The 26,545-nt window shown below is 51.9% G+C and carries 25 protein-coding genes and 6 pseudogenes; 12 read left to right on the top strand and 19 right to left on the bottom strand.

All coding sequences use genetic code 11. The features are described 5' to 3' along the window. Positions 1-886: 886 nt before the first annotated feature. On the top strand, positions 887-1,711 hold the full coding sequence (locus HBM92_RS21355) for an AbiJ-NTD4 domain-containing protein (protein ID WP_000594912.1): 825 nt from the start codon (positions 887-889) through the stop codon (positions 1,709-1,711). A gap of 48 nt (positions 1,712-1,759) precedes the next feature. Here the strand turns inward: HBM92_RS21355 and HBM92_RS21350 are convergent, their stop codons facing one another. After that, positions 1,760-2,332 carry a hypothetical protein gene (locus HBM92_RS21350; protein ID WP_000227281.1) on the bottom strand — a complete coding sequence of 191 codons (573 nt, stop codon included), beginning with the start codon at positions 2,330-2,332 and terminating at the stop codon, positions 1,760-1,762. Between the two features lie 100 nt (positions 2,333-2,432). On the opposite strand from HBM92_RS21350, the pseudogene HBM92_RS21345 reads away from it, so the two are divergent. Next, a pseudogene (locus HBM92_RS21345) lies at positions 2,433-2,690 on the top strand (transposase); the annotation flags it as partial. A 12-nt stretch (positions 2,691-2,702) separates the two neighbouring features. Here the strand turns inward: HBM92_RS21345 and HBM92_RS21340 are convergent. Continuing rightward, on the bottom strand, positions 2,703-3,854 hold the full coding sequence (locus tag HBM92_RS21340) for an IS30-like element IS30 family transposase (RefSeq protein WP_001254876.1): 1,152 nt from the start codon (positions 3,852-3,854) through the stop codon (positions 2,703-2,705). Further along, positions 3,851-3,931: pseudogene (locus tag HBM92_RS25520) on the bottom strand (hypothetical protein); the annotation flags it as partial. The pseudogene HBM92_RS25520 and the gene HBM92_RS21340, both read right to left, overlap by 4 nt. Between HBM92_RS25520 and HBM92_RS21335 the strand changes: the two are divergent. Next, positions 3,919-4,823: pseudogene (locus HBM92_RS21335) on the top strand (IS3 family transposase); the annotation flags it as partial. The pseudogenes HBM92_RS25520 and HBM92_RS21335 overlap by 13 nt on opposite strands. An 82-nt stretch (positions 4,824-4,905) precedes the next feature. Further along, positions 4,906-5,163, top strand: a complete 258-nt coding sequence (locus tag HBM92_RS21330) for a hypothetical protein (protein ID WP_000177060.1) — start codon at positions 4,906-4,908, stop codon at positions 5,161-5,163. Positions 5,164-5,720: 557 nt separating this feature from the next. On the opposite strand, the gene fecE is transcribed toward HBM92_RS21330, so the two are convergent. From fecE to fecI, 7 genes are all read right to left on the bottom strand, one after another. Then, a complete protein-coding gene (fecE, locus tag HBM92_RS21325; protein ID WP_000175457.1) occupies positions 5,721-6,488 on the bottom strand; it encodes a Fe(3+) dicitrate ABC transporter ATP-binding protein FecE in 768 nt (255 codons plus the stop codon). Further along, positions 6,489-7,445, bottom strand: a complete 957-nt coding sequence (gene fecD / locus HBM92_RS21320) for a Fe(3+) dicitrate ABC transporter permease subunit FecD (protein ID WP_000684856.1) — start codon at positions 7,443-7,445, stop codon at positions 6,489-6,491. Beyond that, a complete protein-coding gene (gene fecC / locus HBM92_RS21315) occupies positions 7,442-8,440 on the bottom strand; it encodes an iron-dicitrate ABC transporter permease FecC (RefSeq protein ID WP_000125187.1) in 999 nt (332 codons plus the stop codon). The genes fecD and fecC overlap by 4 nt, the downstream gene beginning before the upstream one ends. Further along, on the bottom strand, positions 8,437-9,339 hold the full coding sequence (gene fecB, locus HBM92_RS21310; protein ID WP_000879148.1) for a Fe(3+) dicitrate ABC transporter substrate-binding protein FecB: 903 nt from the start codon (positions 9,337-9,339) through the stop codon (positions 8,437-8,439). Before fecB ends, fecC begins: the two co-directional genes overlap by 4 nt. 44 nt (positions 9,340-9,383) lie before the next feature. Then, positions 9,384-11,708: a TonB-dependent Fe(3+) dicitrate receptor FecA gene (gene fecA / locus HBM92_RS21305; protein WP_000188262.1), complete on the bottom strand. Its 2,325-nt coding sequence runs from the start codon at positions 11,706-11,708 to the stop codon at positions 9,384-9,386. 86 nt (positions 11,709-11,794) lie between these two features. Further along, positions 11,795-12,748 carry a ferric citrate uptake sigma factor regulator FecR gene (gene fecR / locus HBM92_RS21300; protein ID WP_001068910.1) on the bottom strand — a complete coding sequence of 318 codons (954 nt, stop codon included), beginning with the start codon at positions 12,746-12,748 and terminating at the stop codon, positions 11,795-11,797. Next, positions 12,745-13,266: an RNA polymerase sigma factor FecI gene (gene fecI / locus HBM92_RS21295; protein ID WP_001283626.1), complete on the bottom strand. Its 522-nt coding sequence runs from the start codon at positions 13,264-13,266 to the stop codon at positions 12,745-12,747. The genes fecR and fecI overlap by 4 nt, the downstream gene beginning before the upstream one ends. Positions 13,267-13,402: 136 nt before the next feature. Here fecI and ykiE point away from each other — a divergent pair, with 136 nt between their 5' ends. Both ykiE and HBM92_RS21290 read left to right on the top strand, forming a co-directional pair. Further along, positions 13,403-13,471: a protein YkiE gene (gene ykiE, locus HBM92_RS25515; RefSeq protein ID WP_211180522.1), complete on the top strand. Its 69-nt coding sequence runs from the start codon at positions 13,403-13,405 to the stop codon at positions 13,469-13,471. 86 nt (positions 13,472-13,557) lie between these two features. After that, positions 13,558-14,255 (top strand): annotated as a pseudogene (locus HBM92_RS21290) (IS1 family transposase). A gap of 159 nt (positions 14,256-14,414) precedes the next feature. Here HBM92_RS21290 and HBM92_RS21285 read toward each other — a convergent pair. Then, positions 14,415-14,546, bottom strand: a pseudogene (locus HBM92_RS21285) (IS3 family transposase); the annotation flags it as partial. 281 nt (positions 14,547-14,827) lie between these two features. On the opposite strand from HBM92_RS21285, the gene HBM92_RS21280 reads away from it, so the two are divergent. After that, positions 14,828-16,186: an esterase-like activity of phytase family protein gene (locus HBM92_RS21280; RefSeq protein ID WP_000823243.1), complete on the top strand. Its 1,359-nt coding sequence runs from the start codon at positions 14,828-14,830 to the stop codon at positions 16,184-16,186. A gap of 238 nt (positions 16,187-16,424) precedes the next feature. Here HBM92_RS21280 and tnpC read toward each other — a convergent pair whose 3' ends face one another. From tnpC to HBM92_RS21250, 6 genes are all read right to left on the bottom strand, one after another. After that, complete coding sequence (tnpC, locus tag HBM92_RS21275; RefSeq protein ID WP_000998019.1) at positions 16,425-17,810, bottom strand: IS66 family transposase; 1,386 nt, start codon at positions 17,808-17,810, stop codon at positions 16,425-16,427. 49 nt (positions 17,811-17,859) lie between these two features. Beyond that, complete coding sequence (gene tnpB, locus HBM92_RS21270) at positions 17,860-18,207, bottom strand: IS66 family insertion sequence element accessory protein TnpB (RefSeq protein ID WP_000612591.1); 348 nt, start codon at positions 18,205-18,207, stop codon at positions 17,860-17,862. Continuing rightward, positions 18,204-18,584 carry an IS66-like element accessory protein TnpA gene (tnpA, locus tag HBM92_RS21265; protein ID WP_001171523.1) on the bottom strand — a complete coding sequence of 127 codons (381 nt, stop codon included), beginning with the start codon at positions 18,582-18,584 and terminating at the stop codon, positions 18,204-18,206. Before tnpA ends, tnpB begins: the two co-directional genes overlap by 4 nt. A 354-nt stretch (positions 18,585-18,938) precedes the next feature. Beyond that, positions 18,939-19,373 (bottom strand): zinc-ribbon domain-containing protein, encoded by a 435-nt coding sequence (locus tag HBM92_RS21260; RefSeq protein ID WP_001221615.1) that lies wholly within the window; start codon positions 19,371-19,373, stop codon positions 18,939-18,941. Next, positions 19,361-19,762, bottom strand: a complete 402-nt coding sequence (locus HBM92_RS21255) for a putative zinc ribbon protein (RefSeq protein ID WP_000270962.1) — start codon at positions 19,760-19,762, stop codon at positions 19,361-19,363. The genes HBM92_RS21260 and HBM92_RS21255 overlap by 13 nt, the downstream gene beginning before the upstream one ends. A gap of 259 nt (positions 19,763-20,021) precedes the next feature. After that, positions 20,022-20,591: an inovirus Gp2 family protein gene (locus tag HBM92_RS21250; RefSeq protein ID WP_000221530.1), complete on the bottom strand. Its 570-nt coding sequence runs from the start codon at positions 20,589-20,591 to the stop codon at positions 20,022-20,024. 199 nt (positions 20,592-20,790) lie between these two features. On the opposite strand from HBM92_RS21250, the gene HBM92_RS25510 reads away from it, so the two are divergent. Then, positions 20,791-20,988, top strand: a complete 198-nt coding sequence (locus HBM92_RS25510; protein ID WP_001547002.1) for a hypothetical protein — start codon at positions 20,791-20,793, stop codon at positions 20,986-20,988. A 331-nt stretch (positions 20,989-21,319) separates the two neighbouring features. On the opposite strand, the pseudogene hha reads toward HBM92_RS25510, so the two are convergent. Continuing rightward, positions 21,320-21,499, bottom strand: a pseudogene (gene hha, locus HBM92_RS21245) (hemolysin expression modulator Hha); the annotation flags it as partial. Between the two features lie 743 nt (positions 21,500-22,242). On the opposite strand from hha, the gene HBM92_RS21240 reads away from it, so the two are divergent. Both HBM92_RS21240 and HBM92_RS21235 read left to right on the top strand, forming a co-directional pair. After that, complete coding sequence (locus HBM92_RS21240; protein WP_000211308.1) at positions 22,243-22,449, top strand: helix-turn-helix transcriptional regulator; 207 nt, start codon at positions 22,243-22,245, stop codon at positions 22,447-22,449. Positions 22,450-22,544: 95 nt separating this feature from the next. Then, entirely contained in the window at positions 22,545-23,147 is a 603-nt protein-coding gene (locus HBM92_RS21235) for a hypothetical protein (RefSeq protein ID WP_000813435.1), read from the top strand. On the opposite strand, the gene HBM92_RS25745 is transcribed toward HBM92_RS21235, so the two are convergent. Further along, positions 23,053-23,250 carry a hypothetical protein gene (locus HBM92_RS25745; RefSeq protein ID WP_001333284.1) on the bottom strand — a complete coding sequence of 66 codons (198 nt, stop codon included), beginning with the start codon at positions 23,248-23,250 and terminating at the stop codon, positions 23,053-23,055. The two genes, HBM92_RS21235 and HBM92_RS25745, sit on opposite strands and share 95 nt — an antisense overlap. A 1,096-nt stretch (positions 23,251-24,346) precedes the next feature. Between HBM92_RS25745 and HBM92_RS21230 the strand changes: the two genes are divergently transcribed. Together HBM92_RS21230 and HBM92_RS21225 are read left to right on the top strand one after the other, a co-directional pair. Next, positions 24,347-25,264 (top strand): hypothetical protein, encoded by a 918-nt coding sequence (locus tag HBM92_RS21230; RefSeq protein WP_000250228.1) that lies wholly within the window; start codon positions 24,347-24,349, stop codon positions 25,262-25,264. A gap of 84 nt (positions 25,265-25,348) precedes the next feature. Further along, entirely contained in the window at positions 25,349-26,221 is an 873-nt protein-coding gene (locus HBM92_RS21225) for a GTPase family protein (protein WP_001069743.1), read from the top strand. Positions 26,222-26,545: the final 324 nt, after the last annotated feature.

Below are 26,545 nucleotides of genomic sequence, written 5' to 3'. Positions count from 1 at the left end.
TTAATGGCTTAATTCATATAAATAACATTGAGTTAAATAGTTATTCTGAACAAGGTCTGCCGGGGTCTAACTGGTTTCAAAATCCGAACGCAGTGGCGTTTATTCAACGTCCACATAGCTGACAAATGTTCTTTCCTCCCGACTCGGCAGACCTCCAGAAACATTAAAAGGCAGGTATGGCACGTTGATGTTTTATGCCGCCACGAACACTCGGTTTGATTCCGTCCAGCGGATCAAACTTAATATGTAGCCCCTAGAACAAAAAGGTCCTACGATTGCTCTCTTAACAGCTAACAGGAACGTGATTACAGCAGGTTATAGAGACTTAGGTTCGAGTCCGGCCTTCGGCACCAAGTTACTAAATTCCTTACAATACAGTTGGTTAGACGATTAAATCTGTCTCTTTTGCCTGTAAGAAATGCTCTGTTATGTCCCTTGAAAAAGCCGCTGTGGTTGATAGTGGTAATTGGGATGTTAACTCATAGCGGCGTGTCGTTCCAAGCGTCAAACACGTACTGACTCAACTTGAAAGCTATGACGTAGCCACCGTCTCTAAACAATCCCAAAACTTTTAGTGCAGCGCATTTTAGCCCGATGCCCCCATTCTGTCGCCGTCGCGAGACGCCGCAGGGGATAAACAGGTTTATGGTGGTCACGGTACTTGCAGACCATATGCAAGCTCTGCCAGCGGTTCGGCCTCGCTCCCCTTGGGTACATGGTCATCCTGATAAGCCTCACTAACTGACATAACCCTGATGAAGTCGCAAGAGGCTCCGCTTGTTGTCTTACCACCAACGGGGCTTTATGGATTCTATTGCTTAATATATGATTGTATCAAACTTAGACTGCATAATTTAAACGAACATAACAATCAGGCAGGGGAAGAATGATAAAGCCATTTTCTGTGAGGTATGGTCATGTTAACGTTAGAGAGCATGTCCAGCTGAATGATCTTAATTCTGATACACGCATGGCATTGTGGAATTGCTTATATCTTTTCCTTTGGACTAACAATCGTCAAACTGCTACAGCAACAAAATGTGCGCAGTCTGTGTGGATATATTATCTAAATCAACCTGCGGATAATATTCCTCGTTATGAAAGTGGATACAAAAGTGATAAGACGTTGCTGACTGCTATCCGAGATTATATATATGGGGAAGCATGGTATTTGGTATATGATTTAATTGAGTTCATCATTGAGAGAACTAATTCATATATTAATCTATCGAAGCATCTCAATTCCATCTTTAAAAAGCATGGCGTTGGTTATACCATAATAAATGGTTGTATTACTCCTATTTCAAATGATAACGAAATTGAAAGTGTTCAGAACGCAGTTGATAATGGCACTGATTCATCGCGTAGCCATTTCGAAAGGGCGTTACAACTAATGACGGATAGAGAGCAGCCAGACTACAGAAACTCGATTAAAGAGTCTATCTCTGCAATTGAATCTTTATGCAGGAAAATCACGGGCAATGATAAAGGAACCTTGGGGGCTTGTCTTAAAGCTATAGAGGAAAAAGGATATATACACTCTGCAATGAAAGGCGCTTTTAGTCAGCTCTATGGTTATACAAGTGATCAGGGTGGAATACGTCATGCGCTAACAGAAGAAGATGTAAATCCTACCTTAGCTGAAGCTAAATTTATGTTAGTCACTTGCAGTGCGTTCAGTAATTATCTGTTGTCAAAAATAAGTGATTAATTACAGGTTTATAGTTACGAGTGGGTTAGTTACCCACTCCCTTTAAAATTATTCACCAGACTCTAATCTTTTTTCTCTTTTCTCATCTCTCCTTTTTATTGCCAAATCGTGTTGCTCTTGCAGATACGTGCGTTCTTCGTTTCTATCGCTTGAAGTATATACGTCTGCTTTTACTTTTTTAGCTCCTTGTGCAATAGGTTTCCAATCCTCTCTTATACCTTTAATTTGTTCTGCAATTTGCGTCAATGGGCTTCTCGCTCCTAGATAACTTATTCCTTCAAATGTCGCCATGTCATACACATATTCATTTGTTTCTCTATCGTTTGATTTAGGTTTGCTTGCCCAGCTTATATTAATATTATAAATTTGATCTTTGATTTGTTCATACTTACAGAGATTGCTGGTAAGTGATTGCCCATTTTTTAACACGCTTACCTTACTAAACGGAATCTCACTTTTTTCTCTATGCTCCGCATTTACTAGTGGAGGATCAAACACAACCTCAACATTATAGGCAGGTGCGTTCCCTGTATTAGCAATGTTAATATCAAAGTAAAAAGCGGCCCAAGGGTTTGGCTCAAGTGTTACAACTATATGGGGTTGAGCTGATGCGTCAACCATTCTTTTTGTCTCGTCTGCTCTGAAGTGGTGAAGTGGTTTACTGAATTTGGCCACCTGAACAGAGGTGATATGCTCACCTCAGAACAACACAGGTGCTCCAATGAAAAAAAGAAATTTTAGCGCAGAGTTTAAACGCGAATCCGCTCAACTGGTTGTTGACCAGACATACACGGTGGCAGATGCCGCCAAAGCTATGGATGTTGGCCTTTCCACAATGACAAGATGGGTCAAACAACTGCGTGATGAGCGTCAGGGCAAAACACCAAAAGCCTCTCCGATAACACCAGAACAAATCGAAATACGTAAGCTGAGGAAAAAGCTACAACGCATTGAAATGGAGAATGAAATATTAAAAAAGGCTACTGTAGATTCAATCTGTCAATGCAACACCCCTTTCAATTATCTCTTTCGGTGTTTTGAACTTCAGTGTCTTTCTCGGTCTGTTGTTTAGCTGAGCAGCAACCAGATCTAGTTCATGTTGAGTATATTGGGCAAGACATGTCTTTTTAGGAAAGTACTGCCGAATTAGCCCATTTGTGTTCTCATTTGTTCCCCGCTGCCAAGGACTCTGAGGATCGCAGAAGTAAACTTTAACGCCGGTGCTGACAGTAAATTCTAGATGTCTGGCCAGTTCCATTCCTCTGTCCCATGTCAGTGATTTTCTGAGTTCTGACGGTAAACTCAGGAATTTGTCGGTAAGAGCCTGATTTACTGAGACAGAATCTTTGCCCCTGAGTCTAAGGATGATCGTATAACGTGATTTTCGGTCTACAAGTGTGGCTATATGAGAGTTTTTTGTACCTGAGACTAAATCGCCCTCCCAATGCCCCAGAGAGCGTCTGTTATCGATATTTCGGGAACGTTCGTGAATTGGTGTTCCGTTCACTATGTTAATCGTACCTCTTTCGCCTTTGCGGGTATGACGCCTGCCATGGCGAAGGCTATGCGACCGTCGCAGATGCTGTATATTCAGGTGGTGTAGCGCTTCACGGCTACGAAAGTACAGCGTTTTATAAATTGTCTCAGGTGATATTCGCAGCGTTTTTTGACGTGGTTTTGTTCGCCTTAACCATCCTGATATTTGCTCTGGAGACCATTTCATCTCCAGCTTTTCCAGAACAAGCTTTCGCAATGGTAAATTTTGATCCAGTAAGCACGGTTTTGGCCTTTTCGCCATTCTGTTGGCTCGGTTATTAGCATCAACAGCTTTGTAATAGCGTCTGCCCCGATTACGCTGAACTTCACGTGAGATCGTCGAAGGACTGCGATTCAGCGCAGTAGCTATCGCACGAATGCTCATTTTGGCTGACAAACCAGCTCGTATCTCCTCGCGCTCAGACAGTGTCAGATGAGCTACAGCCCGCTTATGCTCATGGGGTTTTATGCCGCCAGTATCCCTTAACATAGTGAAGATCGTTCCGGGTTTTGAACCCAGGATATTCGCTATTTCACTGAAGCCTGTTCCGTTCTTCCATAGTTCAAAAACAGAGGCTTTTTCCTCTGCTGTAAATGTTCGTCTCATTCAAAAAACCTCCGCAACCCCATGTTTTCACATAACTGTTGCGTTGACCAATTGAATCTACAACCGCGCTCTTGATGTCAGACTCCCTGAACAGTTCTCGATAATCAGGAAACTCAGAGCGCATTATCCTGTGGTCACACTCTGCCATGTGTTCGGGGTTCATCGCAGCAGCTACAGATACTGGAAAAACCGTCCTGAAAAACCAGACGGCAGACGGGCTGTATTACGCAGCCAGGTACTTGAACTGCATGGCATCAGCCACGGCTCTGCCGGAGCAAGAAGCATCGCCACAATGGCAACCCGGAGAGGCTACCAGATGGGGCACTGGCTTGCTGGCAGACTCATGAAAGAGCTGGGGCTGGTCAGTTGCCAGCAGCCGACTCACCGGTATAAGCGTGGCGGTCATGAGCACGTTGCTATCCCGAATCATCTTGAGCGACAGTTCGCCGTAACGGAACCAAATCAGGTGTGGTGCGGTGATGTGACCTATATCTGGACGGGTAAGCGCTGGGCGTACCTCGCCGTTGTTCTCGACCTGTTCGCAAGAAAACCAGTGGGCTGGGCCATGTCGTTCTCGCCGGACAGCAGGCTTACCATGAAAGCACTGGAAATGGCATGGGAAACCCGTGGTAAGCCCGTCGGGGTGATGTTCCAGGCGATCAAGGCAGTCATTATACGAGCAGGCAGTTCCGGCAGTTACTGTGGCGATACCGGATCAGGCAGAGTATGAGTCGGCGTGGAAACTGCTGGGATAACAGCCCAATGGAGCGCTTCTTCAGGAGTCTGAAGAACGAATGGGTGCCAGCGACGGGCTATGTAAGCTTCAGCGATGCAGCTCACGCAATAACGGACTATATCGTTGGATATTACAGCGCACTAAGACCGCACGAATATAATGGTGGGTTACCACCAAACGAATCAGAAAACCGATACTGGAAAAACTCTAACGCGGAGGCCAGTTTTAGTTGACCACAACAGACTACCTGAAGGGAGCCGCGGTCGCCTAGCAGTTGCAGTAGCAGGAGATCATCCAGCCGCAGTACAGGTCACGATGACTCTGGTTAATGATACCGGCTTTGACCCCGTATTTTCCGGCTCTATCGCTGAATCATGGCGTCAGCAGCCGTGCACACCATCCTATTGTTGTGACTGGGAGGCTGCCACCATGCTTCGCGCTTTCCCTCTGGCGAAAAAGGGAGAAGGACGGGCCCGTCTGCCTTCACTTTATGCCAGCTTCGGTAAGCTGGGTGAGACACCGACTCATAAAGATATCATTGATAACAATCGATCCATCAACTGGCCTGTATAACGTGGCTGCCGGTGATTAAGAAAGCTGCACCTACCTAAGTAGTAGCAAACGCACACTTTTTAGAAAAATCGATGGTCAGAAACTGGATTAGCAATTCCGTTCCAGGGTTGCTTTTGATTTACGTTGGCGTCTGATCATTGATTTATCCTCAAAAGCCCAACCTCATTGGTAATGAACCAGCTCCGTGAATGTCCGCTCTGGCACAGAGCGAAATTTTTTGATCTCCCCCCCTGAAATCTAAACTTAGTCATGTCACGTTTTTGGGTTTCTAAAATTTTAACTTCGCGTTTTTCGTTGCCGTAAGGGTTATACAGAAATGTCCGTTAAGCAGAGTTCAAAATTGATTGCCGTGATCACGACTGGTTTGAAAGCCGCGCCCAAGCCTGTACAGCTCTGGTTTGCGTTGATTATGAACCTGTCAGCCTAAAGCAAGCGGATGGACGATGAGTATTGGTAATCTTTCAGAGTCCGGAAAAGTTCAGCCCCAGTCTGAACAGGCTTGCTGGCGCCAGTCCAGTTTCATTCAGTCGTGGTTTGGTTCTTACGGCCTGTGCAATCTACCTCATTAGGCACATCGGCCTGCCAGATACCGGCTCGGGGTGTATTTCCGCTTCCACGCTGAATACTGTTCTCAGCAATCCTGGGGTCATCACCTCTTCTGGTGTGCCTTGCGCCATAACATGTCCGTTTGCCATTACCACCAGTTGATCGCAGTACCGGCTAGCCTGATTAAGGTCGTGCAGCACAGCGACCACCGTTTTCCCCTGAGTCCGGAGTTCGCCCATCAACCGCATCAGGTCCACCTGGTGATTGATATCAAGATAGGTGGTTGGCTCATCAAGTAATACAACGGGCGTATTCTGGGCCAGGACCATTGCCAGAAATGCGCGCTGGCGCTGACCGCCGGAAAGCTCGGTTAACCGACGAACGGCAAGATGATTGATCCGGGTCTGGTTCATGGCGACATTAACTCGTGCATTGTCTTCAGCGGAGAGACGCCCCCAGAGTGACAGCCAGGGATTACGACCATACGAAACCAGCTCCTGGACTGTGATCCCCTCTGGCGTTAAATGGTGCTGAGGCAGCAGCGAAAGCCTGCGGGCCAACTGGCGCGATGAGAGCATATTTATGGGATTATCGCCGAGAAATACGGTGCCAGACTGCGGCATTAAAAGCCGCGAAAAACAGTTTAACAGCGTCGATTTCCCGCAACCGTTAGGACCGATCAGGGCGGTGATCTTCCCCGTTGGCAGTGAGAGTGAAACGTCGTTAAGTACCTTGTCTGTCCCGTAACTGACCGTCAGATTTTCAGTTCGTAAAGTCATTTATCGCATTCTCACAAGCAACCAGACAAACCACGGCGCACCGATAATGGCGGTCAGCACGCCAACCGGGAGCTCCAGTGGGGGATGAATAATTCTCGCCAGCAGATCGGCAACCACCAACAGCAACGCACCTGTCAGGGCCGAAACAGGCAGCAGTCTGCGGTGACGTCCACCGGTGATGCTACGCATCATATGCGGCACCACGAGACCAATAAAGCTAATCGGGCCGCAGGCGGCCACGCCGGTAGATGTCATGGCGACAGCTAGTAACAAAGCCCAGAATCGGGTATGGGGCACCGACACACCGAGCGTGGTGGCGCGCGCATCGCCGAGTGCAAGGAGGTCGAGATCGCGGCAAAAACTCAGGCTCAGCGGCAGAAATAAAATCATCAGCGGGATGGCAATCTTCACAAAGCTCCAGTCACGGCCCCATAAGCTGCCGGTCAGCCACAGCAGGGCGTTGTTCACATCCTGCGGGCGCGAGAGCATCAGATAATCCGTCAGGCTGGCCCAGCATGCAGAAAGCGCCACGCCGGTGAGCGCCAGCTTCATCGGCTGGTGGGTCTTTGCCAGCATCTTCAGCAATATCAACCCCGCCATGCCGCCCGCAAAGGCCAGCAGCGGCAGCACCATCACGGGCAGTGACGGCATAAGAAGTAGAGCCCCCACAGAGGCCAGGCTGGCGGCATGGTTAACACCGAGAATATCCGGTGATGCCAGAGGGTTGCGCACAATCCCCTGTATCAGCACGCCCGCCACGGCGAGGGCTGCACCGACAAACAGTGCCAGCAGCAAGCGCGGCAGTCGGTACTCCATCAATACATAATAATGCTCGCGTCCGGCCTGCCAGTCGGTCAGCAGCGCGCGCCACGGCACGGGGATCACTCCCATATGGAGTGATAACAGCGCACAGCCCGCCAGGGCAAGGGTGATGAAAATAACCAGCGCAATTTTCATCCTCGCCTCCTCACAAGCCAGACAAAGCAAGGGCTGCCAATCAGCGCCAGCACTGCGCCTGCGGGCAGATCTCCGGGGAAGGCCAGTGCGCGTGCGAGTACATCTGCCAGCAGCATCAGCGTGGCCCCCAGCAGCATGCTCACTGGCAGTACGTTGCGCTGATCGAAGCCTGCCCAGAAGCGCGCCAGATGTGGCACCAGCAGACCGATAAACGCCACCGGACCTGCCACGCTGACGCACGCACCAACCAGAAGCAGCACTAACATATTGATGACCAAACGTAGCCTCGTCAGGTTCACTCCCAGCGTATGGGCGGTGCTGTCGCTGAGGTTGAGCAGGTTCAGTTGATTCGCCAGCAGCAACACGACAGGGACTGCAGTGACCACCACCGGCAAGAGCTGCCAGACATCCTGCCAGCGGGCGTGGGACACTCCGCCTGCCAGCCAGTAAAAGATGCCGTAAGCATGATCTTCGGCCAGCAGCAGGGTGATGCGGGTAAGGCCCATACAAAAGGCCGACAGCGCGATACCCGCGAGGATCAGTTTGTTTCTGTCATGGGTATGACGAAATCCGCCTCCTGCGGTCATGACCAGCAGCCAGCTCACGCCGCCCCCGCATGCCGCGATGAACGACAGAGAATAGCCTGCAATCGGCGTCGGACTCAGCGCGCTGGTAAGCGCCATAGCCAGCGCCGCGCCGCTGTTAATGCCGAGCAGTGAAGGAGAGGCCATTGGGTTGTGGGTCAGGGTTTGCAGCAGCGTGCCCGCGAGCGCCAGGCTTGCGCCGATCAGAACGGCGACCAGGCTTCGTGGCAAACGAAGGTTTTGCACCAGCGCTTCTGGTAGCGTTGGCGTGTGTCCAGGCAGCAGGGCGCGGGTTGCATCTGCTCCGGAAACAGGAATGGCCGAGTAGCAAAACAGACTCAGCCAGAAAATAATAATAAGTGCTGCAACGGGAAGCCCCCACAGCAGCACCGGGTGTTTTATCGCGGTCATTTCACAACGGTAAGCGGCTGATGGTGGAAGATTTTTACCGTGTCAGCGGCAATACGCTCTGCAGCAAAAATACCGCGCATCCGCGCCCAGGTGTTACTGTCGACCGAAGCAACCTGCTGCTTCTGCGCGGCGGTTAACATCTGCCAGAGCGGATCTTGTTGCCAGCGTTTAACAATGCTCTCTTCGCGATAGTGGGCAACCAGCAGCCAGGCAGGATTGACCGCCAGCAGTTGCTCCAGGCCGATGGACGGCATGGACGCACCCGCCATCGCAGCGGGAACGTTCAGCCCCAGAGAGGCCAGCACGCTGCCGGTCCAGGTCTCCTGAGTATGCAGGTTGAATTGCTGTTCGCGTGATGTGCCAAAGGCCACGCGTGTCCCTTTGGGAAGCTGGCTGGCCCACTGCGCCATCCTCTCTTTATGTTGTTCCAGGCGTGCCTGCATCTCTCGCTTTTTACCCACCATTTCGCCGATGATAGCCGCAGATTGCAAATTTTCAGCGTAGGTTTCGTTGCGGGACTTAAGCAGCAGTACCGGCGCGATTTGCTGCAAGGCGATGTAAACCCCCGCATGGCGACTGCTGTCGGCAATGATCAGGTCTGGTTTCAGAGCGGCAATGGCTTCCAGGCTCGGCTGCGCGCGCGTTCCGACGGACTGCCACGGTTTCAGGTGCGCACGCACTTCGGGCAGGATGCGTTTTGCATCGTTATCGTCGGCAATACCGATCGGGCTGACGTCCACGGCGGCCAGCGCATCGGCGAACGAGAGTTCCAGCACCACAATCCGTTGTGGCGTTTTTTCGAGTGTAAACGTGCCGTGTTCGTCCTGAACCGTGGCGGCAAAGGCGTGGCTGATCACCAGCAGCAGGCCTGCAAAAATAAAACGGATAAATGCCAACATAATCACATTCCAGCTAAAAGCCCGGCAAGCCGGGCGTTAACACATCAGAACTTCAACGACCCCTGCATATACAGCGTGCGCGGCTGGCCTGCATAGATGCCTTTGTTGTTGTCGTCATAAGAGCGGATGAAGTAGTCCTGGTCGAAGATGTTTTTCACACCGAATGCCAGGTTCAGATCTGCCATCTGCGGGCCAAAGTCATACGCCACGCGTGCGCCCCAGAGCATGAAGCCGGGAATGCGGCCGGTACTGCCGTCGGCGCTCTCTTTCACCGTATTGGCGTTATCCGCAAACTGGCTGGACTGGAAATCGCTGTTCAGATTGAACGTCCAGTTTCCTGGCTTGTAGTCCACGCCCAGCGTGCCTTTATGTTTCGGGGAGAATGGTACCAGATTGCCGTAGGTGTCGCCTTTCTCGCGGATTTCCGCGTTCACATACGCATAGCTGGCGTAGATGGAAACGTTATCAAGCGTTGGCGTTAGCGTACCCAGATCGTAACGTGCCTGCGTTTCCAGCCCGGTATGGCGCGTTTTGCCACGTGCAGTGACGGTGTCGTTGGTCTGGTTGGAGTCGTACTGATTGTTAAAGTTAATCAGGAACAGCCCCATTTCCGCCGTCAGCGCGCCGTCGTCGTAGCGGGTACCGAGTTCCCAGGTTCGCGCTTTTTCCGGTTCCACATTGCCGCTTTGCACAGCCTTGCCAATCTGGCTGTACTGTACGGTGCCGAACGAGCCTTCAGTGTTTGCATAAAGATTCCAGCTGTCAGTCAGGTGATAGAGCACGTTCAACGCCGGAAGCGGTGCGTTATAGCTCACTTCTTCGTGCGTGCCTGTGATGGCGTTGTTCTGGTATGACTCGATATGTTCGAAACGCATACCCGGCGTGATGGTCCAGTTGCCGATGTCGATTTTGTCATCCAGATACCAGGCGTGCGCCTCGGTGCCGGAACGCGTATCGCGGTCGTAAGGGCTTGAGCCGGACGGCAACTGCCCGCTGCTGGTGGCGGTGTAGTAACGCATTTCATGCGTTGATTCATTCACATAGCGATAGCCCACGCCCACTTCGTGCGCGGAAGGGCCGATCATAAAGATCTGGCTGTAGCGTGGCTCAATACCGCGCACCCAGTAGTTACGCGGCGAGAGGGTGATGCGTTTGCCTTGCTCCAGGTAGCCGCTGCGCAGGGTTTGGGTGTAGAACCCCTGAATGTTGAATTTATGCTGGCTGTCTGGCTGGAACTGGTAGCCCAGGCTCGCCAGCTTGCGACGACCCCAGAAGCGGTCATACGGGCGGGTGGATTGCCAGCGATCGGCGTCGTAATCCGCGCGAGACAGGCCACCGGGCATGTCGGCTTCACCGTCGTAATATTGCAGCAGGCTGTTGAAGGTGTGCACCTCATCCGGCGCATATTTGCTTTTCAGCATCAGGTCGTCGATGCGGGTGGCGCTGTGCTCGCGCCAGTCACTGCCGCGCGTGCCGGAGTAGAGCAGCGCGGTGCCAAAACCGTTGTCCGCTGTGCCGCCCACCATCAGGTTGTGCGTCTCTTTCGGGTTGTTTTGTGAAGAGGTTGGGCTGAGCTGACCTTCCACGCCCGCCTCGATACCAAAGTCCTGCGGAATGGCACGGGTAACAAAGTTCACCACGCCGCCCACGCTCTGCGGTCCGTAACGCACCGCACCACCACCGCGTACCACGTCAATGGCATCCATGTTGCCGAGCGAAACGGGAGCCAGTGAAAGCTGCGGCTGACCGTAAGGGGCGAAGGGGACGGGGATGCCGTCCATCAGGACGGTCGAGCGGCTGGTGAGGCGCGGGTTCAGGCCCCGGATGCCAAAGTTCATCGCCAGGTCGTGGCTGCCGGTGCCGTTGTTTTCCGGCGCGCTGACGCCAGGGATGCGGTTAAGTACCTCACGCATGGTGGTTGCGCCGGTTTTGGCGAAATCCTCACGGCGGATCACGTCACGCGCGCCAGCATGTTCAAATACGTCGTTTTCACGCGCATCACCCAGCCAGTCGCCGACCACGGTCAGGGCATCTTCTTTTGGTGCGGGCGCGGGCTCCAGCGTCCAGCTATTATTTCCCAGCGGTTTTACCTGCAGTCCGCTGCCGTCCAGCAGTTGTTGCAGGCCGCTCTCGACGTCGTAATCGCCGTGCAGGCCGTTGCTCTGCTTGCCGCGCGTCAGGCTGGCGTCAACCGAGAGGGTAAATCCGCTGTGTGCGGCATACTGATTGAGCGCTTTATCGAGCGATCCCGGTGCGATATTAACCTGTGCAGCAAAAGCGGAAAACGAGAGACCGGCCAGCGGCAGCAGGCTCAGGCGAATGGCGTTAACCAAAGGTGTTGTTTTACGAAAAACGCGTAACGGCGTCATACCTTCCCCATCATCATTTTTGTTGTGTTCAGCTATGAGTCGAACGAGAAGGGTAAAAAGGACAATCGAAATAAGAATTATTTTCCTTACAGTGGTGAAATGTTTATCCAGTACCGCGTAATAGACTGAATTTTAACGGGAAGCGTTTGCGCGATAACGTTCAGGATCGCATCGGTATTTTTCAGCGGGAACGTCCCGCTCAGGCGCAGCCCGGCAACGGCGGGATCGCAGCGCAGCACGCCGTTGCGGTAACGGGTTAGCGTGGCTATCACCTCACCCAGTGGTTTATCGCTGAAGCTCAGGATGTCCTTCGTCCAGCTTGTACTCTCGTCATCCAGCGGTTTCACTGCGCCAAACTCAGAGGCGCTGAACTGCAGGCTTTCACCAGCGTTCACGATGCGTTTTTGCGCGGGGGCACTGGCGAGAAGCACTTCCACAGCGTGCTGCTGAACGTCAAGCTGCGTGAAATTATCCTGCTGGCGGACGGTAAATTCTGTCCCTAAAGCAGTGAGCTGGCCCTGACGGGTCAGGACACGGAAGGGGCGTTGCAGGGCATCTTTCGCGGTAGTAATGGCGATTTCACCGTACCAGAGCCGGACGGTGCGCTGATGCGCATCAAAACGCACATCCGCCGCGCTTTGGGTATTCAGCGTGAGCAGGGAGCCATCTTCCAGTTGCTGACGGCTGACTGTGCCTTTGGCGGTGCGGTAATCTGCCCGCAGACCTTCGCCGGTTTCCGACTGCCAGAGCTGCCAGCCTCCGCCAGCGCCGAGCAACAGCAGTAATCCTTTCATCACGTGACGGCGGGTGAGGCGGGTATCGTGCAACGCCCGGCTGGCAACGTCGCCAGGCACACCGCCAAGCTGGTTGCGCAGGTTTTCAACCTGCTGCCAGGCCCACTGGTTATCCTGATCCTGTTCATACCACTGTTGCCAGCGCGCTTCCTGTTGTGGGCTGACGCGCTCGCCGCTTAGCACGGCATACCAGTGGGAAGCTGAACGCAGCGCCTGACGGCGGGAATCGGTTAACAAAGGATTCATAACCCATACTCCAGACGGAACAGCAGGCAGTGCTCGACGGCTTTCGCCACGTATTTTTTCACGGAGCTGATGGAAACACCGAGTTTGTGCGCAATCTCGCTGTATGTCAGACCATCCAGTTGCGAAAGCAGAAACGCTTCACGTGTTTTGCCGTTTAGCCCGTCCAGCATGCTGTCGAGGAGTTGTAGGGTCTCGAGTTGGCTTTCGCGTTCCTCAGGTGAAGGCGCTCCCCCCTCCGGCATAAGCGCCAGCATCTCCAGATACGCTTTTTCCAGCGCGTTTCGGCGAAACAGGTCCACCATCACGCGTTTGGCGATAGTGCAGAGGAAGGAGCGAGGATCGCGGATCGTCGAGAGCGTTTCGCTGACCATTACCCGCAAAAAAGTGTCCTGGGCAATGTCATCTGCATCAAAAGCAGACTGGAGTTTGCGCGTCAGCCAGCTTTTCAACCAGCCGTGATGTGTGCCATAAAGCGACTCGAACGTTAAGGAAGCTGTGGTAGTGGCGCGGTCAGACATGCGGAGTGCATCAAAAGTTAATTATCACGTAGTCATATTAATATGAGAATGGTTATCATTACAATTGGAAATAAAATTGTTTCCAATAGACATTTTTAACATGTTGTTTTTCTAAGTGTTATAAGGTAGGTATAAAATGGGATGGAGCCTCTGCTTCTGGCATGTGTCGGTCAGAATGACTCATGATGTGGTCTGCTATTATTGACATCCTCACTGCCCTAAAGGATGGGGATTTCGGTAATGCTGCCAACTTACTGATTTAGTGTATGATGGTGATTTTAAGGTGCTTGCGTGGCTTCCATTTCCATCAGATGTCCTTCCTGCTCCGCTACTGAAGGCGTGGTGCGTAACGGCAAAAGCACTGCCGGACATCAGCGCTATCTCTGCTCTCATTGCCGTAAAACATGGCAACTACAGTTCACTTACACCGCCTCTCAGCCCGGTACGCACCAGAAAATCATTGATATGGCCATGAATGGCGTCGGATGTCGCGCCAGTGCACGCATTATGGGCGTTGGCCTCAACACGGTTTTACGTCACTTAAAAAACTCAGGCCGTAGTCGGTAACCTCGCGCATACAACCGGGCAGTGATGTGATTGTCTGCGCTGAAATGGACGAACAGTGGGGCTACGTCGGTGCTAAATCACGTCAGCGCTGGCTGTTTTACGCGTATGACAGGATACGGAGGACGGTTGTGGCGCACGTCTTCGGTGAACGCACTCTGGCCACACTGGAGCGTCTTCTGAGCCTGCTGTCGGCCTTTGAGGTCGTGGTATAGATGACGGATGGCTGGCCGCTGTATGAATCACGCCTGAAGAGAAAGCTGCACGTTATCAGCAAGCGTTACACTCAGCGCATTGAGCGACATAATCTGAATCTGAGACAACATCTGGCAAGGCTGGGACGGAAGTTACTGTCGTTCTCAAAATCGGTGGAGCTGCATGACAAGGTCATCGGGCATTATCTGAACATAAAACACTATCAGTAAGTTGGAGTCATTACCTCCTCCCGAACTCAAAGCTATCATACAGATAATTACTGGTTAACCCTATATAGGGCATTTTAAAGTGTGATCTTATCCAGCAATAATGGACACGCGGCTAAGTGAACCGCCCCGGGTTTCCTGGAGAGTGTTTTATCTGTGAACTCAGGCTGCCAGATCATCGTTTCCGATGGAAGCATAATAAGCTTTTTCTGCTTCTGCCGGTGGGATATGGCCCTGCCTTTCCAGCAATCGTCGATTGTTATACCAGTCCACCCACGTGAGTGTGGTCAGCTCATCATACTGACACGTGCATTACCCCTACCGCGATAATGCAACCGTACAATATAGGGCGTTTCCTAAACGCAGCCCTCATCACTCCAATCCAACAAGACACAGCATTTTTGATCACGAAGAAAGACAAATAATTTCCGTAAATGTTTCCGTTGTTACAAATAACAACAGTGTTTTACATTTCTTTGGCCTCAGGCCCGCGCATGTTGCCATTCGATGTCATTTTCCTGACTCGTTTCTTCTTTATGGTGTAGTGTGATCTTCACTTTATGGATGCTAACAATATGAAAAGAAAAATTATTCCCGTGCTAATCGGTTGTACGCTCTCTTTCTCTGCCCTGGCGGCACAACCTACGGCTGAGCGCTATGTCGTCAGTTTTCCAGAAGGCACGCACGTGAACTACGCCGGCGCATTTGCCAGTGCATTCCCGAACGGCCTTCCGGTTGGGATAGGTTCTGGCCTGCTGTTCACCGGTAAACAGGGCGATGCCCTGACATTCGCAACCATTACCGATCGCGGTCCGAACGCGGATTCACCGAAAGAGGGGAAAAACGAAACTAAAATTTTCGTTACGCCAGATTTCGCGCCGCTGCTGATGACGATTCGTGTACAAAACGGCAAAGCGGAGGCCATCGATCCCCGTCCTCTGCATGACGATAAAGGCGCGATCAACGGTCTGCCGCTGGCAAGCGACGTGATTGGCTCCACCAATGAAGTGGCCTTCAGCGACACGTTACATAGACTGAAGGGGGATAATCGCGGGCTGGATACGGAAGGGATCACTCCGGATGGTAAAGGAGGTTACTGGCTGTGCGATGAGTATGGCCCGTTCCTGATTAACATCGACAGTAAAGGGAAAATCCTGGCAATCCACGGTCCGCAGGCGGCGGAAGGGGAAAAAGCGATTGCGGGCGGTTTGCCAAATATCCTCAAATGGCGTCAGGCGAACCGCGGCTTTGAAGGCCTCACCCGTATGCCGGACGGGCGTATTATTGTCGCCGTGCAAAGTACGCTGGATATCGACGCTAAGAGCAAGAAAAAGGCGCTGTTTACGCGTCTGGTGAGCTTCGATCCGGCAAGCGGAAAAACCGCGATGTACGGTTATCCTATCGACAGCGCGGCCTACAGCAAAAACAGCGACGCTAAAATCGGAGACATCGTGGCGCTCGATAACCAGCACATCCTGCTGATCGAACAGGGAAGAGATAAAAACAACAGAATGCGTAACCTGATTTACGAGGTCGATCTCAATAAGGCGAGCGACCTGTCAGGCTTCGACAAGCCGGGTGAGTATCCGGAGTTTGATGATGAGAAAACCCTGTCACAGCGCGGCATTACCCTTGCGCAGAAAACGCAGGTTGTTGATCTGCGCTCCTTGGGCTGGCAGCAGGAGAAGGCTGAAGGGTTGGCGCTGATCGACAGCAAAACGCTGGCGGTGGCGAACGATAACGACTTTGGCGTGAAGGTGGCGATGCAACATCCGGTCGAGGGCAAGACATTCAAGGATTATCGGGTGAACGCGGAAGGAAAGCTGACGCTTGACGACAAGCAGGTTGAAACGACCCTCAGAGTGAAGCCACTGGAGAAACCGGAGTCTGACAGTGAACTGTGGATTGTGACGCTGCCGGAAGCGTTGAAATAAGTTTATAAGGTACGGACAGCAGTATCGCTTAGTTTTTCAAATTCATGTATGTGAACAATATTGGGGTTCCGGCGTAGACCCCCAATGAAAGCGTCACCACGTGAAAACATGCCTGCACGGTTTACACGTCATCTCATGGTGGCAGCCGGTTAACTTTCCTGCTACACCAGTGGAAAAAGGCCATAAGCAGTCCGAACAAAAGTAAGCGTACAGCGAGGGCCGTATTGACGGGGATGTGTTATTCAGCTGGCAGTGCTATGCGCCACGGAAGCAGTTCGCTGACCCGGTTGACCGGCCAGTCTGCTATGACGCCAGGCACATGGCGAAGGTAGCTTTCTGGATCCACGTCATTCAGTTTGCACGTCCCGATCAGGCTGTACAGTAGCGCTCCCCGCTCACCACCATGGCCAGAGCCGAAGAACAGGGTCTTCATCTTTTCACGCAACCAGCTTTCCAGGGATTTCAACAGCGGTTTCGTTTTTCGCTGACGTTCAGCAAGCCGCTGCTCTGCCGGCATTCCCCTTATATCCGCCTCTATGGCGTACAACTGACCGATCTGCTCTAGGGCTTCTTCCGTCAGTGCTGACGGGATGCGGACGTGCACATCGTGGATCTTTCGGCGGGCATGAGCCCAGCAGGCAGCTTCCGTTATCCCACCATTGCGATACAGCTCGTTGAACCCGGCGTACGCATCCGCTTGCAGCACACCGCTGAAGCAAGCAAGATGAGTCTGCGGATGGATGCCTTTTCTGTCCGGGCTGTAAGCGAACCACACTGCAGGTGCCAACGCTGACCCGGCATTGCGGTCATCACGAACATACGCCCACAACCGCCCGGTCTTCGTCTTCTTATTACCCGGCAGCAGTACCTGGACCGGGGTATCATCGGCATGGAGTTTGCCGTCAGTCATGACATAGCCATGAAGCGCCTCTTCCAGCGGAGACAGCAGCCGGCAGCATGCATCCACCCAGCCCGACAGCAGTGAACGGCTCAGCTCCACACCTTGCCGGCCGTATATTTCTGACTGGCAATACAGCGGGGTGTGCTCTGCATACTTCGAGGTCAGCACGCGGGCCAGCAGCCCCGGTCCGGCGATACCCCGCTCGATGGGCCGCGAAGGTGCAGGTGCCTGCACGATGGCATCGCACTGAGTACAGGCATGTTTTTCCCGTACCGTCCGGATAACCCGGAAGGCGCTACGCATCAACTCCAGCTGTTCGGCGGTATCCTCGCCCAGATAGCTCAGTGAACCGCCGCAGTTCGGGCAGCACGGCGCCGCAGGCAACAGTCGCTTTTCGTCACGGGGTAGTGATTCAGGGAACGGCTTACGGGTGCGGGTCTGACGCAACGGACGCTGTACTGCCGGGTCATACACCCTACCAGTCAGCGTATCGCTCTCTTTCTGAAGCCGGTTCAGATCGGCTTCCATTTGTGCGATACGGCGGGAGACTTTTTCGGAACGACTGCCGAAGTTCATCCGGCGGAGTTTATCCAGCTGCGCCTGCAGATGGTCTATTTCGCGCTCCCGGTTGCTCAGCTTTTCCTGCAGGGCGTGGATCAGCGCTTCCTGTTCGGCCAGGCGCTGTTTCAGCAGGAAGATGTCGTCAGAAGAGATGTCGTTCATAAGCCCGTATTTTACCGGGCTTATTCTGTGACAACCAGGATAAAGAGATTTACAGCATGGTCAGGGAGGTCAGCAGCCGCTTAGGCTGTCGCCAGTCGATACCTTCCAGCAGCATCGCCAGCTGCGCCTGTGTAAGGAACACTTTGCCATCACGGGCTGACGGCCAGGCGAAGCGCCCACGCTCCAGCCGTTTGGTCAGGAGGCACAGTCCGTCACCGGTGGACCACAGCAGTTTAACCTGACTGCCGCTGCGGCCCCGGAAAATGAAAACATGGCCGGACATGGGATCGTCTTTCAGCGCCGTCTGTACTTTCGCAGCCAGGCCGTTGAAGCCATTTCTCATATCGGTGATACCGGCAACCAGCCAAATTTTGGTCCCGGAAGGTAACGGGATCATCGCTTCAGTTCCTGTATCAGCAGAGTCAGGAGCTTTTCGCTGACATTGCCATTGAAGCGGAGCGTCCCGTGCCGGAACGTTACCTCACAGCTGATACTGAGGGTTTCCGGGTCCTCTGCGAGCGATTCTGGCTGTTCGGCAGCTGCATCGAGAGTCACAGGAAGTAGCTGGGGGCTCTCTGAAGAAGGTAATAGCAGCTTTCCCTCGCGCCATTGTTGTCGCCATTTGAACAACAGATTGGCGTTAATGCCATTTTCAAGAGCAAGTTTTGAGATGGATATCCCGGGTTCACAGGAGGCAGCAACGAGCAGCTGTTTAAATTCGGGAGGATAATTAGGGCAGCCTTTTCGCCTGCCGGGAGTCACATTTTTCTGCATATCTGACACTTTGGTTCCCACTACTTATTTGGTGGACACCACTTTGTCTAATTCGTCAGATTCTGACCAGACGGTTCAGGCTGTACGCTTACCACTATTTTATCCCTGTTGAATTTGGTTAAGCCGGTGCAGACGCGCCGGGAAACGCACACCTGAACCGGTACAATAAAATACAATACAACCCCCTGTTACTGGAGATACGAATGGAATGACGAGGCAGCCTGTCAGTCACAGGGGGCTGTTGGCATAAAATCAATGGAAAGGCCACCAACACCGGAATTAAGCTCCACAGTCCCCGCACTGGCAATCCATTCCCGGGAAAGGCATCACCGCAAACTGCTCCGGAGGCAACCATTACAGCCTCTGTAACGGATTATCAGCCCTGGCATCTTCCGACGGCACCTCCTGCCGCCCCCACGCCCTGCTGTATACCCCGGTACCGCAGCGTGGGCAGCACTTTTCCCCCTCATAATCTTCGTCACACATCACACAAAACCACTTTCTCACCTTCACCGTATAATCCGGAACCGTCATGCCCTGCAGATGCAAACGACGGGCCTCTTTCTCTGCCGGGTCAAGCCAGGTACATCGCAGCAGGATTTTTTCAGCGACAGTCATCTGGTCATGTTCAAACCACGGTGGTTGTCCGTCATTGCCCCGCTGAAGTGTTAACGGGCATCCACAGGACACACAGCACAAAACGTCCTGTCGGTTGTGCTTCGCAGCTTCTTTCGCCGTAACAAAATGGCCTTTGCTGTCATTCGCCATATAACAGTTCAGAATTCGCATATTTCCTCCTGAGTTGTCCGGGGAATACTGAATCCTCCGGTCTGGCAGTGTGTGCAGTACTGCTCCCCATAATAATCGTGGTGACATTGTCTGCAGTGCCAGCTGGCTTTACGCACCACGGGTAAGGCATCCGGTACGAATTGCTGCAGACGTTTAATCAACTGTATTTCTCTGCGCTCCGGCCTGACATAAGGGCACTGTTGACCGTGCTCTGTCAGCCTGTCGTCAGTGTGTTCAAACCAGGGAAGTTCAGTGTCGTATTGCGGATGGTATCTGAGTGCACTGCCACACAAGTGGCAGGTGTAGTGAGCATAAGGTGCGGCCTGTGCAGTACGGGCGCCCGTCAGACGTCCGTTGCCATCAAGAGCGATAAAGGATTTTGCGTACATAGTCATATTCCTCAGCCGCCAGACGACACGCAGGCAACAGCCGTCCCGGTACGGGCAGCGTGGTCAGGGTGTGAATGGCGGTTCAGTTAAAATCTGGACTGGAGTTTGGGTAAAGCAGGCTGGTTGCTGTTACAGCACTGTGGTTGTCACACAATGGAACACTGACGTAAAAAACAGTCAGTGGGCGAGTGGATACATCGTTGCCGCCAGACAACAACCCATACTTTTGGTTTGCCGGGTATTGGCGCGCCAGTCGTGCTCAACTCCGGCTACAGCCAAAATTGCGCTCACCGGTGCAGTGAGCTTTGGTATGTTCCTTCGCCAGATAGTCAGCACGTTCCAGCACCTGCTGAAAGCCAGTGTCATCATCGCGTTCCAGCCACACCGCCGGCCAGGCCGGAAAATGCACCAGCGTGGCATGGCACCCGACATCCACTCCCAGGGCACTGCACCACGCCTGTTTAATCATCCCGGCCAGTGATCCCGGAGCACGGTAATCACCGGCACGACACCAGGTATCCCGGTTAACCAGCAGCATCAGGTGATAGTGTTTTTTACCTTTGCACTCCCCAAACTCCCGGGCCCAGACGTAATGCAGGGTTGTGGGATGCACGCGTTTACCTTCCCGATGCTTACGTTTCTGGTAAGCGTCGATTCGGGCTTTCAGGGCATTGATGAAGCGGGATATCACAGCTGCGTCCGTTGCTGCCGGTACATCCGGGAAACGCAGGTCAACCCGCAATGCCGTCAGGCGGGGATGAACATTCAGTGCGTGCCGCACCGTCTCACGAATACGTTGCTGCCAGAAGGGGTTGTATTTGTAGGTCATGGTTAAATCTCCGTATGGTTCATACGGAATAGCCACGTCGTAAAAAATACGCAGAGTCCCTGAAGTGACCTCCGGCAGGACACTGTCTCAGGCACTCTGTGATAACCCGAACGGTCGTCTCCGGACTGACGATTGAATTCCCGGCGTTGTTTTTTTTAATGTAAAAAACCGGTTACGGATAAGGCGTGGCGAGGGAGCTATCGTGATACGCAAAAAGAAGTGCAGGGACTGTGGTAACGCAATTACTCATAATACAGTTTGTTGCCCGTATTGTGGCGCTGTCGACCCCTTCGGTTATTACCGGAAGACCGATCGTCTGCTCTGTTTACTGACGTTACTGCTGGTGCTGATTCTGGTTACCGTTTCAGGCGTCAGTGTATTTGTACTGTTGCAGTAGGTTACAGGGGAGGGATTATCAGGAGTCGGCGGGGCAGAGCGACCCGCTGCGTTTGTTGTGCCAGACAGTAACGCACCGGATCCCTGCAAAATGGTACCTGAATCAATCACAGTCAGGTTTCTTCCAATCCGTGATCGAATCGAGCGGAATACTCAGCCCCGACAAATACGAGTCCCCTTCAGAAGATACAGGCCGGTAATGCCTGAACGCCTGCCCCTCTGTACACCATTCCCTTTTGATTTCGAATTCTTTGTTGCCGTTATACTGCTTAATGTTCCCGATCTTCCGGTGCACAGATAACACCGGAGTCATCGTAGCGCGGATTCAAGATTCAGGTGACATATTTCCAGACGGAAGCCGGCACGCGATCGTAAAGTTTGTTCATTGTCAGTTCTGCCAGCCGGTTGTCAACGGCAGAGTTAAAGGCTTCCAGCTCCGCAGGGGTAAGTTTATAACGCGTGTGGGAAATCACTTTTTCCAGCGTCTCCCGGGATGAACAACGACGGAACTGCTGTGGTTTTAACTTCCATTAGCCTCTCATTACTTTATGCTGCGGTTAACAGGATGCTGTCAGCATACCGCACCAGCCTGGCATTCTGGTACCCTCCCCAAACTCATTACTCCCGTGCCACCACTTAACCGGTCTCTCAGACTGTCACTCACCAGGTCGGATACGTTTACCGCTCAGACGGATGCTTAATGCACTCTGTTCACGTGTGTTGCAGGTACGTTTTATATACGCAGGTTATACGCCAGCTATCAGAGATAGCCCTGTGGGTACAACGCAATCTGCTGCTACTGCGTTCTCATGCCCACTGATCGCACTCACAGTGTTTATTTCACATATATGAACTCATGTATTTGATCTCATGTGTTTGATCTCTCTTATATATTTATAATACCAATCAGACAGTCTTATCCCACCAGTGATAACTGTCGCCTGCCCACAGGTCACAGGCTGATATACCACAACCGCCTTCAAAAACAACTCTGCAATTATCAGAACGCTAGTTTTCCCCTTGTCTCACGAAAGTCCTCCCTCCTTTATCGCGTGCGCGTGCGGAAGCATCGTTTCGCAACAACCACCCGACATACCGGTACGGCTCAGCCACCGCAATCCCCCCGTTTATCTCCTGACGGTCACATTCCCGATTATTTTTTACGTTTCTCCCCGGTTGTTATGCCGGTGAAGGTGGTGCGTTGTTTTCATCACCAACGCCGGTTGAGATTAACAACATCCGGAGGAACATTCTCATGACCACCCCAGTTTCACTGATGGATGACCAGATGGTCGACATGGCATTTATCACTCAACTGAACGGCCTGACAGATAAGTGGTTTTACAGGCTCATCAGGGATGGGGCCTTTCCGGCTCCCATCAAGCTGGGCCGCAGCTCCCGCTGGCTGAAAAGTGAAGTGGAAGCCTGGCTACAGGCGCGTATTGCACAGCCCCGCCCGTAATTTCTGACCGTTATCCGTTCACCCGCAGCAGACGTAATCCCCGGCCTGCCGGCGGCATTCTGCTGCCTGTTATATCCCCCGTGAGGAATATGAAAATGAAACAACAGTATCAGACCCGTTACGAACTGCTCCACGAAAGCTACCAGAAATGGCTGACCGGCTTCACCCGGCACGCCGTATCCTGGGGCGTGTGTCATCCGAATATCTACTACTTCCATAATCTGACGCCCGGGTGGGTGTCATTCAATGGTGAAAAACCGGAGATTGCCATCGTACCCCAGAGCCTGCACCGGCTGATTTATGGCCCTGACAAACGGGCCACGCCGCCCCTGGATGATGATCTGATAGTGAATTTATGCACCAGTGAACATCTGCTGGTTCATCATCCGATGCTGGAAGGCATTCTCCTGTCTGAATGTGAACGTCTGAGGCAGCGTTCTCTGGCAAATAAACTGATTAGCCTCTTCCGTCAGTTTGGTGGCACGGAGTTGCGCCTCAAACTGGTCTGGCTTTGCTGGCTTGATTTAATGACCGGAAACAGCCTTGAAGACTGGAAAGAGAACCTGAAACGGAAATCAGAAAAAGAGCTGGAGGAATGGATCATCAACCGTCAGAGGCAGAGCGCAGCACTGACGGATCTGATGGATCAGTACGTGCTCCTGGCATACCGCACAACGGTTGACGATAACCGCAACTGATGCCGGTTGCTTCCGGAAGGTGTGACAAAATACGGAAATGATGATGCTCCCGGCCCCGCATGCTCACCTGCAGAGCGTGTTCGTCGTCATCATACTGAGCCATGACGGGCGTCTTAAGGGCATCCTGTCATTGCTGAGCAGGCAACACCACCAGAGGAGCCACGGACAGGGATGTTCTTTACAGCCCGATGCACGCCAGGTTCTCAGCAGACTGAATGTGCAGGTGCGGTTATTCACCAGAAATGGCATGCTGCGGTACATACCCATCCTGGTGACAATATGTACGTGGCGACAGCGATCCCGGCACTGTGGAAGAGACTCACTCAGCCTGCAGGATATTCTTTCCGGCATCCGGGAATGTCCGCCTGAATGCAAACAGGATGATATTTGAATCCGTAATACTGTTCTTTCATTATAAATAATTTATGCAGATACAGTTAACCGTCACAGTAGCAGGTTTGTTTTCCCGGGAAATAATATCCGTCAGACTGATGCCGGAACATATCTGAAACACGTTATGATGTTTTGTTATCAGAAATGTTGTATATTCTTATCCGTGGCGACAGTTTAATGCCCTCTGGTATCACCTGATAATGCATATCCTGCGATGATTCGTTATATTTACGGGACACGCCTCTTTTCATTGTGCTCCTTTTCAGACTTCATTTTCCGTAAGTGTTCCCCGGCATAAAGGAGGTACCTTTCTGGCGTTTATAACTCTCTTTATCGGTGACGCCGGTAATACAGGGAATACCACACCGACAAACGAGGTATTAACAGACGATATTTCAGTGTCCATAATTTTTCTGTCCGGTTAAATAACGTCAGTCTGCTCCCTCTGACTGTAATCATCAAAGCCGGAATGCATACCGGGTTACAACGTAAAAAAAGTGATGCTGGCCCCCGGTGCAGCTGGCGGGCGAAACATGTTTACCTTTCAATACCCCCTGTCTGCAGTCTCCACTCTTCCATCCTCTTAAGCTACGTCGGCCACATGAGTGCACTTCCATGATAACAGGTATTCCTGTCAGCATAACGAAGCCGGTTACCTTCCCTTCCTCCTGCATTTCCTGTCAGAATGACTGTACAGCGCGCAGATTGCCTTTTTATTGACCACCTTAATATACTATTATAAACTTCTTTTTATCATGTTATTATCACCTTATTATGTTTAATTTTTAAGCAACCGGAGAAAGAGGATGGTTCAGAAAATTTTGTCGGATAAGGTTATGAATGAAAGAACAAATGCGTATTACTCTTATTATCTTGGAGAGCGTAATATCTCCGTACTGCCCCTTAATGTTTATGATCCCCCGGAACGTTTTATCGCTTACATAAAAAAAAACAGAGAAAATCTGAACATCACACTTTCAGATTTTGAACTTGAACAAATAATTTCTGGTATGCGTCTGAAGGCCCTGGCCTTCCTGGTCCCCCTGGAAAAAATATCCTGGATCGCGGGCAGTGAACGCGCATGCTTATTTTCCTGGTATCTGTTGATGCAGTTTATCCAGAATAACAGGGCAAAAATAAGCGCAGACTTGCTTCAAAAGAATAAACTGTATCTTAAAGAAGAGTATCTGGAAGGGAATGCCTTCCCGTCGGACTCATCGACACAGTTCAGACAAATACTCAGAGTTCTCGATATTCTTTCTGATAAGAATTTGCGGGATGAGTGGATAATCCAGACCAAAGACAGATGGATGCGGGCATTTAAATCAAAGAGTCCTTTCAGTTACCTCCTCCCGGAGAACGAACATGAATGCATATGGACATGGAATTATTTGAAGGGAAAAAATATTGCACTGGAAAAACTGGCCAGTTTTCCTGGTTCTGCTGATATTTACCACGCAATTCACCTTTCATTTGACATATGGGTTACCTGTCCACTCACCTCACCTGACGATATAAAAAATTTCAGAAACAGTTTCAATAAGGCCAAGGCGCAGCGCAAGTACAAAAAAATGCAGGAAGATAAAGTCAATGTACAGTTTTTTCTTGACGCAGAAACCAGGGCGCAGCTCAAAGAATTATCGAGGGTCAGAAGACTCAGTACCGGCGAAATGCTGCATGACCTGATTGTTGAAGAGTATAAAAGGTACCGACATTCCAGATAATTTCAGACATATATTATCTCCGTGAGTCCCCCGCCACCTTTCCGGTGTGCGGGGGTTTTGTCTTTTTTCACCGGGAATACATGTATGAATCCGTCTGATGCCATTGAGGCAATTGAAAAACCGCTCTCCTCCCTGCCTTACTCACTTTCCCGTCACATCCTGGAACATCTGCGCAAACTCACCAGTCACGAACCCGTGATTGGCATTATGGGTAAAAGCGGGGCCGGTAAATCCTCACTCTGTAATGCACTGTTTCAGGGGGAGGTCACCCCGGTCAGTGATGTTCACGCCGGCACCCGGGAAGTGCGGCGCTTCCGTCTGAGTGGCCACGGTCACAGCATGATTATCACTGACCTGCCCGGGGTGGGCGAGAGCCGGGACAGGGATGCAGAGTATGAAGCCCTGTACCGTGACATTCTGCCTGAACTTGACCTGGTACTGTGGCTGATTAAAGCCGATGACCGTGCCCTGTCTGTGGATGAGTATTTCTGGCGACACATCCTGCACCGGGGACATCAGCAGGTGCTGTTTGTGGTGACGCAGGCCGACAAAACGGAGCCCTGCCATGAATGGGATATGGCCGGCATTCAGCCTTCTCCCGCACAGGCACAGAACATTCGTGAGAAAACAGATGCGGTATTCCGGCTGTTCCGGCCCGTACATCCGGTTGTGGCCGTATCGGCCTGCACCGGCTGGGAACTGGATACGCTGGTCAGTGCGCTCATGACAGCGCTTCCCGACCATGCCGCCAGTCCCCTGATGACCCGCCTGCAGGACGAGCTGCGCACGGAATCTGTCCGGTCTCAGGCCCGTGAACAGTTTACCGGTGCGGTGGACCGGATATTTGACACTGCGGAGAGCGTCTGTATTGCCTCTGTTGCACGCGCGGTTCTGCGTGCCGTCCGTGACTCGGTGGTCTCTGTTGCCCGCGCTGTATGGAACTGGATTTTCTTCTGAACACTCTGCCAGGGGAAATGCCTGATTACATTGCGTTAACCAACTGAAAACATGACACAAACACCTCAGACCCACCTCTTTCTCTTGCGTGACTGCCTTGCTGTTAATAGAATAAAACGATCGATAAAACAGGTATCGATCGTTACTATCGATCGTTTATAGTGGTTAATGGTCTGCGAAAATGCAGCTGAATCTCTTCATCATGCAGAACGGAATTGCACACAACGGACTGATACTTCTCTGGCGGATGAGAGAGGGGAAGCATTTATGTCCGGGAAAAACCACTTTATCTGACCATGCTGTTTTGTACCTGCCGGTATCCAC

This window comes from Escherichia sp. E.sYA108, assembly GCF_011754335.1.
Taxonomy (GTDB): domain Bacteria; phylum Pseudomonadota; class Gammaproteobacteria; order Enterobacterales; family Enterobacteriaceae; genus Escherichia; species Escherichia coli.
The sequence above is the reverse complement of the archived record's forward strand: the minus strand, read 5'-3'. Positions and strand labels throughout refer to the sequence as shown.